General features: G+C 69.1%; 14 protein-coding genes and 1 pseudogene. 10 read left to right on the plus strand and 5 right to left on the minus strand.

Annotation, left to right across the window (positions count from 1 at the left end; all coding sequences use genetic code 11):
* The 5 genes and pseudogenes from ASE15_RS04365 to ASE15_RS04385 all read left to right on the plus strand — a co-directional run.
* Positions 1–181 (plus strand): annotated as a pseudogene (locus tag ASE15_RS04365) (thioredoxin-disulfide reductase); the annotation flags it as partial.
* The gene (gene trxA / locus ASE15_RS04370; protein WP_056761829.1) at positions 178–501 is read left to right on the plus strand and encodes a thioredoxin; all 324 of its coding nucleotides are present in this window, start codon (positions 178–180) and stop codon (positions 499–501) included. The pseudogene ASE15_RS04365 and the gene trxA, both read left to right, overlap by 4 nt.
* A complete protein-coding gene (gene arsB, locus ASE15_RS04375; protein WP_056761832.1) occupies positions 498–1,619 on the plus strand; it encodes an ACR3 family arsenite efflux transporter in 1,122 nt (373 codons plus the stop codon). The genes trxA and arsB overlap by 4 nt, the downstream gene beginning before the upstream one ends.
* A complete protein-coding gene (locus tag ASE15_RS04380; RefSeq protein WP_056761834.1) occupies positions 1,616–2,626 on the plus strand; it encodes a metalloregulator ArsR/SmtB family transcription factor in 1,011 nt (336 codons plus the stop codon). The genes arsB and ASE15_RS04380 overlap by 4 nt, the downstream gene beginning before the upstream one ends.
* A gap of 24 nt (positions 2,627–2,650) precedes the next feature.
* Positions 2,651–3,097, plus strand: a complete 447-nt coding sequence (locus tag ASE15_RS04385; RefSeq protein WP_056761836.1) for an arsenate reductase ArsC — start codon at positions 2,651–2,653, stop codon at positions 3,095–3,097.
* A gap of 54 nt (positions 3,098–3,151) precedes the next feature.
* On the opposite strand, the gene ASE15_RS04390 is transcribed toward ASE15_RS04385, so the two are convergent.
* Together ASE15_RS04390 and ASE15_RS04395 are read right to left on the minus strand one after the other, a co-directional pair.
* Positions 3,152–3,658: a GNAT family N-acetyltransferase gene (locus tag ASE15_RS04390; protein WP_056761838.1), complete on the minus strand. Its 507-nt coding sequence runs from the start codon at positions 3,656–3,658 to the stop codon at positions 3,152–3,154.
* Positions 3,655–5,085 carry an FAD-dependent oxidoreductase gene (locus ASE15_RS04395; protein ID WP_056761840.1) on the minus strand — a complete coding sequence of 477 codons (1,431 nt, stop codon included), beginning with the start codon at positions 5,083–5,085 and terminating at the stop codon, positions 3,655–3,657. The genes ASE15_RS04390 and ASE15_RS04395 overlap by 4 nt, the downstream gene beginning before the upstream one ends.
* A gap of 75 nt (positions 5,086–5,160) precedes the next feature.
* Between ASE15_RS04395 and ASE15_RS04400 the strand changes: the two genes are divergently transcribed.
* The 3 genes from ASE15_RS04400 (at position 5,161) to ASE15_RS04410 (ending at position 6,862) form a co-directional block, all read left to right on the plus strand.
* On the plus strand, positions 5,161–5,544 hold the full coding sequence (locus ASE15_RS04400; RefSeq protein ID WP_056761843.1) for a metalloregulator ArsR/SmtB family transcription factor: 384 nt from the start codon (positions 5,161–5,163) through the stop codon (positions 5,542–5,544).
* 33 nt (positions 5,545–5,577) lie between these two features.
* Positions 5,578–6,099 carry a hypothetical protein gene (locus tag ASE15_RS04405; RefSeq protein ID WP_056761846.1) on the plus strand — a complete coding sequence of 174 codons (522 nt, stop codon included), beginning with the start codon at positions 5,578–5,580 and terminating at the stop codon, positions 6,097–6,099.
* 187 nt (positions 6,100–6,286) lie between these two features.
* Positions 6,287–6,862, plus strand: a complete 576-nt coding sequence (locus tag ASE15_RS04410; RefSeq protein ID WP_056761848.1) for a recombinase family protein — start codon at positions 6,287–6,289, stop codon at positions 6,860–6,862.
* A gap of 110 nt (positions 6,863–6,972) precedes the next feature.
* Here ASE15_RS04410 and ASE15_RS04415 read toward each other — a convergent pair whose 3' ends face one another.
* From ASE15_RS04415 to ASE15_RS04425, 3 genes are all read right to left on the minus strand, one after another.
* Positions 6,973–7,578 carry a hypothetical protein gene (locus ASE15_RS04415; RefSeq protein WP_056761851.1) on the minus strand — a complete coding sequence of 202 codons (606 nt, stop codon included), beginning with the start codon at positions 7,576–7,578 and terminating at the stop codon, positions 6,973–6,975.
* 409 nt (positions 7,579–7,987) lie between these two features.
* Entirely contained in the window at positions 7,988–9,085 is a 1,098-nt protein-coding gene (locus ASE15_RS04420; protein ID WP_056761853.1) for a tRNA-dihydrouridine synthase, read from the minus strand.
* A gap of 154 nt (positions 9,086–9,239) precedes the next feature.
* Positions 9,240–10,136 carry a helix-turn-helix domain-containing protein gene (locus ASE15_RS04425; protein ID WP_056761856.1) on the minus strand — a complete coding sequence of 299 codons (897 nt, stop codon included), beginning with the start codon at positions 10,134–10,136 and terminating at the stop codon, positions 9,240–9,242.
* A 155-nt stretch (positions 10,137–10,291) separates the two neighbouring features.
* Here ASE15_RS04425 and ASE15_RS04430 point away from each other — a divergent pair, with 155 nt between their 5' ends.
* Together ASE15_RS04430 and ASE15_RS04435 are read left to right on the plus strand one after the other, a co-directional pair.
* The gene (locus ASE15_RS04430) at positions 10,292–11,137 is read left to right on the plus strand and encodes an SDR family oxidoreductase (protein ID WP_056761858.1); all 846 of its coding nucleotides are present in this window, start codon (positions 10,292–10,294) and stop codon (positions 11,135–11,137) included.
* 235 nt (positions 11,138–11,372) lie between these two features.
* Positions 11,373–12,350, plus strand: a complete 978-nt coding sequence (locus ASE15_RS04435) for an aldo/keto reductase (protein WP_056761861.1) — start codon at positions 11,373–11,375, stop codon at positions 12,348–12,350.

The raw sequence follows: 12,350 nt of genomic DNA on the forward strand, positions 1-12,350 counted from the left end.
CGCCGTCGACCACACCTACCGCCAGGCCATCACCGCGGCCGGCTCCGGCTGCTCCGCGGCACTCGACGCCCAGCGCTACCTCACCGAGCTCGCCGACGATGTGGGCCTGGCCGAGGTGGCCGGGACCCCCGACGTCCCGAAGCCTGACGACCTGCCCGCCGCACTGGAGAAGATTCGATGAGCACCGTGACCGTCACCGACGAGACCTTCGAGCAGGTGGTGCTGGGCTCCCCGATCCCGGTCCTGGTCGACATCTGGGCGACCTGGTGCGGGCCCTGCCTGCAGATCGCCCCGATCCTCGAGCAGCTCGCGACCGAGTACGAGGGGCGGATCACGATCGCCAAGCTCGACGCGGACGCGAACCCGGCGACCGTGGCGGCAGCTGGTGTCGTCTCGATCCCGACCTTGAACATCTACTCAGGGGGCGAGCTGGTGAAGTCGATCGTGGGCGGACGCCCCAAGCCGGTGCTGGTCGCCGAGATCGAGGAGGTCCTGGCATGAGCCGCACCGCGGCTCCGGCCACCACCGCGAGCGTCCAGGGCGCCGGACGTCTGTCGACGCTCGACCGGTGGCTGCCGGTGTGGATCGGTCTCGCGATGGTCGCCGGCCTGCTGCTGGGCCGGTTCGTCCCGGCCCTGTCGGACGTGCTGGCCTCGATGGAGGTCGGGGGGATCTCGGTGCCGATCGCGGTCGGCCTGCTCGTGATGATGTACCCGGTCCTGGCCAAGGTCCGCTACGACAAGGTCGCCTCGGTCACCGGGGACAAGAAGCTCCTGGTCTCGTCCCTGGTCCTGAACTGGCTCGTGGGCCCCGCGCTGATGTTCGCCCTGGCGTGGATCTTCCTGCCGGACCTGCCCGAGTTCCGCACCGGCCTGATCATCGTGGGCCTGGCCCGGTGCATCGCGATGGTGGTCATCTGGAACGACCTGGCCTGCGGGGACCGGGAGGCCGCGGCGGTCCTGATCGCGATCAACTCCGTCTTCCAGGTCCTCGCGTTCTCGCTGCTGGGCTACTTCTACCTCACGATCCTGCCCGGTTGGCTGGGCCTGGACACCGCCGGGCTCGACATCTCCATGGGGCAGATCGCGCTCAACGTCCTGGTCTTCCTCGGGATCCCGCTCGTAGCCGGGTTCGCCTCACGTCTGATCGGTGAGCGCACCAAGGGCCGGTCCTGGTACGAGGACACGTTCCTGCCCGTGATCGGCCCCTGGGCCCTGTACGGGCTGCTGTTCACGATCGTGCTGCTCTTCGCCCTGCAGGGCGAGGCAGTGACCTCCAACCCGCTCGACGTCGCCCGCATCGCCCTGCCGCTGCTGGTGTACTTCGCCGTGATGTGGGGCGTGGGCATCGTCACCGGCAAGGCCCTGCGCCTGGGGTACCCGAAGTCCACGACCCTGGCCTTCACCGCGGCCGGGAACAACTTCGAGCTCGCCATCGCGGTGGCCATCGCGACGTTCGGTGCCGCCTCCGGCCAGGCCCTGGCCGGTGTCGTCGGGCCGCTCATCGAGGTCCCGGTCCTGGTGGGCCTGGTCTACGTCTCCTTGTGGATCGCCCGCCGCTGGTTCGCCGTCGACCCCTACGCCACCCCGGTGGCCGAACCCGAGAAGGTGACCCCATGACCACCGCTCCCCTGCCCTTGACGGTGCGCGACGCGGACTGCGGACCGCAGATCGAGTCCCACGCCATCGGCGCCGGCATCGCCACCGTCGTGGCGACCGCGCTCAAGGCCCTGGCCGAGCCGCTGCGCCTGCGCATGCTGTCCTTCATCGCCACCGCCCCGGCCGGCGAGGCCTGCGTCTGCGACCTGGCCGCCTTGACCGACGTGTCCCAGCCGACCGTCTCGCACCACCTCAAGGTGCTGCGCGACGTCGGGGTCCTGGCCTCCGAGCGGCGCGGCACGTGGGTCTGGTACCGCATCACCCCCGGCTACAAGGCGGCCGTGACCACCCTGCTGGACTCCTTCGCCCCCGCCGCCCTCGAAGCCTCGGTCGGTCAGGAGGTGCTTCGCGGGCTCGAGGACGTCGACCCGGCCCTGGACCACCTGGCCACCGAGCTCGCGACCACGTTCCCCGGCGTGCGCTTCGACGTCGTCCAACGCATCGTGCGCGAGTCATACACCGACCTGGCGCGCTCGGCGAAGGTCTCCGCTCACCTGGTCACCCTCACCGAGCGCTTCGCCCGCCAACGACTCGCCGACATCACCCGCGAGCCGACGGGCCAGCCTCAGGTGCTGTTCGTGTGCGTCGCGAACGCCGGCCGCTCCCAGCTCGCCGCGGCCCTCGTGCGCCACTACGCCGGTGACCGCGTCACGGTCCGCTCCGCCGGATCCACCCCCGCCGCCGAGATCCACGCCGGGGTCCGCGCAGCCCTCGACGACCTGGGCACCGCCCACGACGCGTTCCCCAAACCGTTGACCGACGACGCGGTCCGCGCGGCCGACGTCGTGATCACCATGGGCTGCGGCGACGTGTGCCCGGTCCTGCCCGGCAAGCGCTACGAGGACTGGCTCGTCGGCGACCCCGCCCTGGCCTCGCCCACCGGGGTCGCAGCGATCCGCGACGAGCTCGACACCCGGGTCCGCGCCCTGCTCACCGACCTCCTACCCGACCTCACCCTGCCCGCCTGACCACACCACCTCCCGGAGAACCTCATGACCACCCAGAACACCCCCGTCGAGAAGCCGTCCGCCCTGTTCGTCTGCGTCCACAACGCAGGCCGCTCCCAGATGGCCGCCGGGTTCCTGCGCGCACTGTCCGGCGGGGCCGTGGAGGTCCGCTCGGCCGGGTCCATGCCCGCCGACCAGATCAACCCCGTCGCCGTCGAAGCCATGCTCGAAGCCGGGATCGACATCCGCACCCAGACCCCCAAGGTCCTGACCACCGAAGCCGTCCAGGCCTCCGACGTCGTGATCACCATGGGCTGCGGCGACGTCTGCCCCATCTACCCCGGCAAGCGCTACGAGGACTGGAAGCTCGAAGACCCCGCCGGGCAGGGCATCGAGTCCGTGCGCCCCATCCGCGACGAGATCCGCACCCGCATCCTGACCCTGCTCACCGAGCTCGGCGTCGAGCCCGTCGAGATCCCCGCCACCGCCTGACCCCAGACGCACCGAAGGGCCGGACGCATACGCGTCCGGCCCTTCGTCATGCGTTCACTCGGTGGCCAGAGCCTTCTGCAGCAACGTGGTGCCCAACCAGCGGTCGAACTTGCGGCCCACCCGCTCCAGGCGCCCTGCCGGGGTGAACCCGGCCCGCTGGTGCAGGGCAAGAGAAGCCGCGGTCTCGGCGTCGGCGATCACCGCGACGACCTCCCGCGCCCCAGCGGCCTGGGCGTGATCGAGGACCTCGGCCAGGAGCCGGGTGCCGATCCCTTGGCCGGTGACGGCCGGGTCGAGGTAGATCGTGTCCTCGACCGTGTGCGCGTACGCCGGGCGCGGGCGCCAGGGGCCCACGTAGGCGAACCCGATCAGGCGCCCCTCGAGTTCGGCGATGAGGAACGGCCACCCCGCCGAACCCAAGTCCTCGACCTTCTGCGCCCACACGACCGGCCCAGGCGCGGTCAGTTCGAACGTCACGGTGGAGGTGGTGACGTAGTGGTCGTAGATGCGAGCGAGCCCCGCCGCGTCGGCGGGGCTCGCTGCGCGCAGGTTCAGGCTCACCCGCAGGTGCTCGCCGGCGCCGGCTCGTCGCCGGAGCGCCCGTGGACGACGCCGGTAGCGAACCCGGACCCGGCCGGTGCCCCGACCCCGAGCGTGACGAGCTGGGGCTCGGCGGCTCCTGTGCCGCAGCACGAGCCGCCGACCTCGTCGTCGGTCTCCAGTGCCAGGTCGGTCGAGCACACACCGGTGGCGGGCAGGTTCAGCTGGACCAGGTCCGCCGCGGCCCGGTCGCCCGCGAGAGCGGCGGCGATCGAGCGGACCTGCTCGTACCCGGTGGCGAGCAGGAACGTCGGGGCCCGCCCGTAGGACTTCATCCCGGCCAGGTAGAACCCGTCGTCAGGGTGCTGGAGCAGCTTCTCCCCGTGCGGGGGAACCGTGCCGCACGAGTGGAAGTTCGGGTCGATGAGCTCGGCCAGATGGCGCGGGGACTCCACCACCGGGTCCAGGTCCAGGCGCACCTCACGCAGCATGTCCAGGTCCGGGCGGAACCCAGTCGCGTTCACGATCGCGTGGACGTCCAGGTCCAGCACCTCCTCGCGCGAACGGCCCAGGACCCGCACCGTGTCCTGGCCGGGCACGAGCTGTTCGATCGAGATCCACTTCACCAGGGTCAGCCGGCCCGCCTCCACGGCGGCCTGCAGGCGGGTGCCCAGCAGCCCGCGCGCGGGCAGCTCGTCGTCGGCCCCGCCGCCGAACAGGCGCCGCGCAGAACCGCCCCGGATCGCCCAGGTCACCGTGGTGCCAGGCTCGGACTCCGCGAGCTCGACCAGGGACAGCAACGTGTTCGCCGCCGAGTGCCCCATCCCGACCACCAGCGTGTGCCGGCCGGCGAACCGCTCCCGCTGCGAGCCCAGGACATCAGGCAGGGGGCCGGTGATGAAGCCCTGCGCCTGGTCCTCGCCAACCGCTGGAAGGCCGCTGGTGCCCAGCGGGTTCGAGGTCGTGAACGTCCCGGACGCGTCAATCACCGCACGGGCCAGCACGTCCTCGACGTGCCCGTCCGCACCCACGGTCCGCACCCGGTACGCGCGCCGCTCCCGGCCCAGGGACCGGGTCTTGTCCGCACCGTCACGGGCCACGGCCAGTACACGGGTCCCTGTCCGCAACCGCGAGGCGATCGCCGGGATCGCGGCCAACGGCACCAGGTACTCGTCCACGAGATCGCGCCCCGTGGGCAGCTGGTCCAGGTCCGGGGCCCTCCATCCGGTGGGCTCGAGCAGTCGGCGCGCAGCCTCGTCGATGTCGTAGCGCCACGGCGAGAACAACCGCACGTGTCCCCACGACGCCACCGCCGCGCCCGGCCCGTCGCCCGCCTCGAACACGACCGGCTCCAGGCCCCGCTCCAGCAGGTGGGCGGCCGCGGCCAGCCCCACCGGTCCCCCACCGATCACTACGACCGGAAGTTCCGCACGTACGACTTCGCTCATCACCACTCCTCGCATCGACAACCATCAATGACTCGCATGCTGACAACGTATCCATAAACTTCGATACGTGGCAAGATGGTGTCCATGACCACGACGACGGACCTGCCCCTCGCACCAGCCGGCACGGCTGGCACTGCCTGCTGCGCGCCGCTGGTCCGCCAGGCCGCCGACCCCCAGACCGCGCGCGACCTCGCGCGCACCTTCAAGGCCCTGGCCGACCCCACCCGGGTCCAGCTGCTCTCGATCGTCGCCTCCCACGACGGCGGCGAAGCCTGCGTGTGCGACCTCACCGAGCCCGTCGGCCTCTCCCAGCCGACCGTCAGCCACCACCTCAAGATCCTCGTCGACGCCGGCCTCCTCACCCGCGAGCAGCGCGGACGCTGGGCCTACTACTCCCTGATCCCCGGCGCCCTGACACAGCTCGCGACCACCCTGACCGAGACCACCGCCAGCAGCTGACTCGCACGAGCGCCGCGTCTCCCGGAGGCGGCAATGATCGACATCCCCGGACTACCGGTACCGGACGCGGGCCCCATCTTCGACGTGGCACTGGCCGTTCACATCGCCGCAGGGATCACCGCTGTGCTCGCCGGGCTCTTGGCGATGCTCTCGCACAAGGGCGGGGGGTGGCACATCGGGGCAGGGCGCGTCTTCCTCGGCGGGATCATCGCCCTCTTCGGATCGATGCTCGCCATGGTGGTGATCCGCTGGCCGGCCACGATCCACCTTGCCGCACTGGGAAGCATCGCTTTGGCCGCCGCGCTGCTCGGTTGGCGCAACCGGCGGCGCGGCGCCAGCGACGGTGCGCACATCGCATGGATGGGCCTGGCGTACATCACGATGCTGACCGCGTTCTACGTCGACAACGGACCGCATCTGCCAGTGTGGGAACGACTTCCGGACTGGTCATTCTGGTTGCTGCCAACAGCAATCGGGGCACCACTCACGGTCTGGGCAATCAGGCGCCACCGCCCACACCCATCGACCGATCCGACGACCACCCCTGTTCACTGACCACCGGCCACTCGGCTGCCCCGCTCCTGCCGGAAGCTCCCAAGGTTCTTCGACGTCGCAGAACCGACCGTTTGTCAGGCACCACCACCGCGGCAGCGACACGCCGACAGAACGTGTCGCAGAACTAGTGCCCGAAAACCCCCGGTGTCGCAGAACGCGCCCCGGGGGTTTTCGCTACCGTCACCCCATGGCTCACACCTACGGCTACGCCCGCGTCTCGACGACCGCGCAGAACCTCAACGCCCAGATCGATGCCCTCACCGGGCCCGGTGGCGTCGACGAGCGCGACGTCGTCGTGGAGAAGGCCTCCGGCACCCGCGAGGACCGCCCCGAGCTCGCACGAGTGCTCGCCGGCCTCCGCGAGGGAGACACCCTCGTCGTCACCAAGCTCGACAGGCTCGGCCGCTCCGCCGCACACGTCGCCCGCCTGGTGCGTGACCTCGACGAGCGCGCCGTCATCCTGCGATCGCTCTCCGAGACGCTCGATACCTCGAGCGCGGCTGGGCGCCTCATGGTCCACGTCCTCGCGGCTGTCGCGCAGATGGAAGCCGACCTCGCCCGCGAACGCACCCTCGACGGCCTCGCTGCCGCACGAGCACGCGGCCGCGTCGGCGGCCGTCCTACCGTCATGACGCGCGAGCGTATCGATGCCGCCCGCGTCGCGCTCGCCGGCGGTCAGTCCCGCGCTGCCGTCGCACGAGCTATCGGCGTCTCCCGAGACACCCTCTACCGACACCTGGCCACCCTTGAGCACGGCGCCTAGCTGCTGCATCCCGCCTGTAGTTTCGGTGGCCCTGCGCAGCGCGAGCCCGTCACCGGAGTGCATCGGCCCCAACGCAAGGGGCTGCGCTGGGGCCGATGGTTCCTCGAGGATCAGGCGACGGCGTCACCCGGCGAGAGAAGGTAGCGAAGTCCGGCCACCTCGGCGTTCAGGCCGGGGTCGAGGCGTTCGAGTCGCTTCCGCTCGCTGGTGTGGATCGCGGCACGGGGCAGGTCCACCAGCACCGCGATCATGTCGGGGTAGGCGCGCTCGATCACTCGGAGAGTCCCGTTGAGAGCAAAGTCCTCGAGCGGGGTCTTGTTGCAGTATACCAAGACGACCTCGACACGTCCGTCCGCCCGCTGATCCGCGAACTGCGGGCGCACACGCACTTCCATGGACCCGATCTGGACCGTGGCCGGCGTGATCGGAACCGGAGTGGACGTGGCCCATCGGGGGACCACCGTTTCGGCCCAGGCCCGAGCGATCACCCCGAACGAAGTGCGACGGTCCTCTCGGGCGTTCGCTGCAGCTGCCGTGAGCGCCGCTCCGTCCCGGGTCGTGTTGCGGTCCTTGGTGGCGGCCTGCTTGATGGGCATCCAGTAGTCGAACCCGCCCGCAGAGTCGAGCATCGAGCGGATCAGGGTCCCGCGCTTCAGCGGCGGGGTGTTGAGGTAGTTGGTGATCCCGGTGAGAGTCAGGGAGTCGAGCTTTGCCATAGTGCCTCCGTGGTGCACAAGGCGTCGCGTTGCAAGAATCACAGGCTCCTCAGTGCGCGGACCCCGACAAACTTGTGTGAGGATGAGGCCAAGTTCGAGTTCAGCAGAACGATGGCCACTCACAACGACGCATCCAGTCAGTGGCCGGCAGGGTCCCGGTTGCCGCCGGGACCCATCTTGCCGTTCGGGCCATGTGACCCGAGCTGACGCTTTCGAGTGTAGATCGAGGCACTGACACCTCTCGGCGTGTCGCCGTCCAGATGCTCTGACGCAATGCCAACCGCTTGTCAGGTATCACCGATGGAGATGGCACCAGGAATATCGACGGTTTCGAATACGGGAGCCCGCCAGGTGTCCGTCTGGATTGGTAGCTTCCTCTGTCAGGCGGCCGCAGCCGAGAACACTGGCCCTACGGCGTACCAGGTGTGTGGTCCTCGGATGTGTCGTCCATGACCGTCTCGGGCCAGTTCTCGCGCAGGTATCGGAGGAGGGGGGCGCTGGCTCCGAGCTCGGTCAGTCGAGTTGTGCTCGTGGGTGGTGGTGCCGGGGTCCATGTCGGATCGGCCATGCCCTGGGGCCAGTTCGGGTGGTGGATGGCTGCGTGTCCCAGGGCGACGATGTCTGCACCCTGTGTCAGAGCGAACTTCGCGTCCTGCGGGCTCCATAGCTTTCCCGCGACGACGAGACGGAGCTCGGAGGGGATCGCGGCCCGGATGAGGCGGAGGGGGTGGGTATACGGGGGCTCGGCCGATGTGGCGAGCGCGTTGCGCAGTGACAGGTGCAGGTAGTCGATCCCGTCCTGCGCGATCCAGCCTGCGATGGTCGCCGTCTCTTGGGGAGTGATACCTCGCCGTGGGTCCTCTGCGGAGAGCCGAACGCCGACGGCGAAGTTGGATCCGACCGCGGACCGGACGGTCTGTACGAGCGATCGCAAGAAGCTGGCCCGGGCGTTCAAGTCTCCGCCCCACTGGTCTGTGCGGGTGTTCTCCGTCGGGCTGATGAACTGTGCGGGGAGGTAGCCGTGTGCGGCATGGATCTCGATTCCCTGCAGGCCTGCTGCCTGTACGCGGAGCGCTGCGAAGCGGTGCGCGTCGATGAGGTGCTCGATGTCGCGGTCTGTCGCTGACCGCCAGCTGCTTCCTGCTGATGCAGAGATTCCTTGTGTGTGCGCGATCTCGGGAGTGAAGCGAGAACCGCCGTGGATGAGCTGCACGATGCCGGGTGTGCTTGTCGGGGCCAGGGCTGTGGCGAGCCGTGCAAGCGGCGCGATGTGGTCGTCGGAGTAGACGCCAGCCTGTCCCTCCCAGACTCTGCCCTCTGGCGAGACCGCGTAGCCGCCGGTGATGATGGTGCCGAAGCCGCCTACGGCTCGGCGAGCGAGCCAGGCGATCTCGACGTCGCTAAGCCTTCCGTCGGAGTGGCTCTGCTTGTTGGTCATCGGGGCCAGTGCAATGCGGTTGGCCGATCGGAACGCGCCCCAAGAGATGGGCGCTGCGAGGTCTGTCATAGTGCGGTTGTTCTCCTGGAGTTCGTCAGGGTTGGGCAGGCTTGGGCGCACCCGGCCGGGGTGCGCGCACACCTAACCCCAGGGGTGCGTGGCTCGCCGTGCGCTTGGAACTCGCTGTCGGCGTGAGCGGATTGTGAGCCCGCCCTCGATATGGCTACGGGCCTTCGCGCGGTTCTGCTGTTGTCGTGGCGGTTTCGCGGTGGGTGACTGACCAGCTCGCGAGCATGGTCAGTGCGTCGGCGGTGGTGCTGGTGGGGGGTGCGCTGTAGGCGATGAGTTGGAGGCCGGGGCTTGAGGCGAGAGCCATCGCCTCGTAGTTGAGGTCGAGGTCACCGACGACCGGGTGGGTAATGCTCTTGATCCCGGTGCTGTGCTGTCGGACGTCGTGTGATGCCCAGAGGGCTCGGAAAGTCTCGTTCTTGACCGAGAGCTCGCCCACGAGGTCGCTGAGGACGCGGTCGTGGGGGGACCGTCCTGCTTCAGAGCGCAGGAGCGCGACGGTCTGCGCGGCGGCCTCGTCCCAGTCGCGGTAGAAGTCCAGGGCCCGGGGTTCGAGGAAGACGAAACGGCCGAAGTTTGCGGGGCGCTGGGGCTGGACGTAGAGCTCGGAGAACACTGCTCGGCCGAGTGCGTTGGTGGCGAGCAGGTCGAGCCGGCCGTTCTGGACGAACGCCGGGACGTCTCGCATGGCGTCCAGGAGCTGTTGGACGGACTGCGGGACCTTCTCCGCGCGTGACGGGCCGCGCCTGCGGCGGGGGTGTGCGCCGTCGTTCGCGGCTCGCACGAGGTCATAGAGGTGGCTACGTTCAGCATCGTCGAGGTCGAGGGCCCGGCTGATGCCGTCGAGGACCGACTCTGAGACTCCCTTGGCGTTCCCGCGCTCGAGGCGGACGTAGTACTCCACGCTCATCCCGGCCAACAGCGCCACCTCTTCGCGGCGCAACCCCGGAACACGGCGCCGACCGCCGAAATCGGGGAGCCCGGCCTCGGCGGGCGTGCGCCGGGCGCGCCTGGACGTCAGGAACTCGCGGATGTCGGCGGAGGTGTCCATGCACCGAACCTACGACAGGAATCCGCGCCTAGGGGGGTACTGCCATTAACCGTATAGGTGGGGTCTGCCTGGCCCCCAGGAGATGTTCTTGACTGGATCTCATCACACCACCGAGACCGGCGAACAAGGCCGATCCGCACCCTGGAGGAGATCACATGAGCACGCAGAGTTCCGTCTGGTTCATCACCGGTGCCGGCCGCGGCATGGGTATCGACATCGCCCAGGCTGCCCTGGCCGCTGGGCATTCTGTAGTGGCCACCGGGCGCGACGCGAGCCGTGTGCTCGCCGCGATCGGCGAGCACGAGAACCTGCTGACCGTCTCGCTCGACATCACCGACCCAGCCGCGGCTGAGGCCGCCACGGCAGCAGCGGTCGAGCGCTTCGGGCGCATCGATGTGCTGGTCAACAACGCCGGCAACTTCTACGCCGGGTACTTCGAGAACATCAGCGACGCCCAGTTGCGCGCTCAGATGGAGACCAACTTCTTCGGTCCCCTCAACGTCACCCGCGCCGTGCTGCCTGTCATGCGCCGCCAGCGCTCAGGCCAGGTCATCACCGTCACCTCGATGGCTGGCCTCATCGGCCAGGAGTTCTGCGCTGCCTACGCCGCCTCGAAGTTCGCCCTCGAGGGCTGGATGGAGTCGCTGCGCTTCGACCTTGAGCCCTTCGGCATCAAGACGATGGCCGTCGAGCCCGGCTTCTTCCGCACCGAGCTCCTGGTCGAGGGCTCATCGACCATCTGGCCCGAGCTCGAGATCGAGGACTACGCCGAGCGCACCGCCACGACCATCGAGGCCTGGAAGGCCATGAACGGCCAGCAGGGCGGCGACCCCAAGAAGCTCGCCCAGGCTCTCGTGATCCTCTCCGACTCCGGCGACCTGCCGCTGCGCTTCATCGCCGGCGCCGACGGCATGGCCAGCGAGGAGCAGAACCTCGCCACCATCCAGTCCCAGATCGACGCCCACCGCGAGCTCTCGGCATCCCTCACCTACGACGCCTGAGCGCCCCTGCTGGTCGCGTCCAACCCCGCGGCGGGCGCGACCAGCACCCCGCACTGACGCCTGCCCTCGGACGTCGCCGACGGCGTTGCGTTCATGGTCACCCGATCCAGCCGCACATCGATCGGCGAGCTGTGGATCGTACCCACCGACCAGGCCTGATCACACGCCCCTTCGGACGCCCCACCCGTGGCGACAGGACCCACCACGACCTCACACGACTGAGAGAAGTCCCCTGATGAAGAATGCACACCTGGCAGACCTCGAGGTCTCCCGAATCGGTCTGGGTGCCATGACCATGGCCGGTACCTACACCTCCGAGGGCGCCTTGGATGATGCCGAGTCGATCCGCACCATCCACCGCGCCCTCGATCTCGGCGTTACGCACATCGACACGGCCGAGATCTACGGGCCGTTCCTCAGCGAGGAGATCGTCGGCCGTGCGATCGCCGGCCGTCGCGACGAGGTCGTCCTCGCCACGAAGTTCGGCCTGTTCTCCCATGCGGCAGGTGGGCGCAATGCAAACAGCAGCCCGCAGAACATCCGTATCGCCGTCGAAGGCTCCCTCCAGCGTCTTGGCACTGATCACATCGACCTGTACTACCAGCACCGCGTCGACCGCAGCACCCCGATCGAAGAGACCGCAGGCGCCGTCGCCGAGCTGATCGCCGAAGGTAAGGTCCTGCACTTCGGGCTCTCGGAGGCTTCACCGGAAACCATCCGCCGCGCCCACGCCATTCAGCCCGTCACTGCACTGCAGACCGAGTACTCCCTCTGGACCCGTGACGTGGAGGCCGAGATCCTCCCTCTCTTGCGCGAGCTCAGCATCGGCCTGGTGCCCTACTCCCCGCTCGGCCACGGCCTGCTCACCGGCCAGATCCGCACTGTCGACGACTTCGCCGATGACGACTGGCGCAAGACCAACCCGCGATTCACCGGGGAGAACTTCCGCCGCAACCTCGCTCTCGTCGATGAGGTGAAGGCCATCGGTGCTGAGATCGACGCGACGCCCGCGCAGACCGCACTGGCATGGCTGCTCACCCGCGGCGAGGACATCGCCCCCATCCCGGGAACTCGCCGCGTGAACCGCGTCGAGGAGAACACCGCAGCCGACAGCATCGAACTCACCACCGACCAGATCCACCGCCTCGACACCCTGCAGCCCGCCGCTGGCGCACGACACGACGACGCCAACATGGCCTCGATCGACCTCTGA

Source organism: Oerskovia sp. Root22, from assembly GCF_001429135.1.
Taxonomy (GTDB): Bacteria; Actinomycetota; Actinomycetes; order Actinomycetales; family Cellulomonadaceae; genus Oerskovia; species Oerskovia enterophila.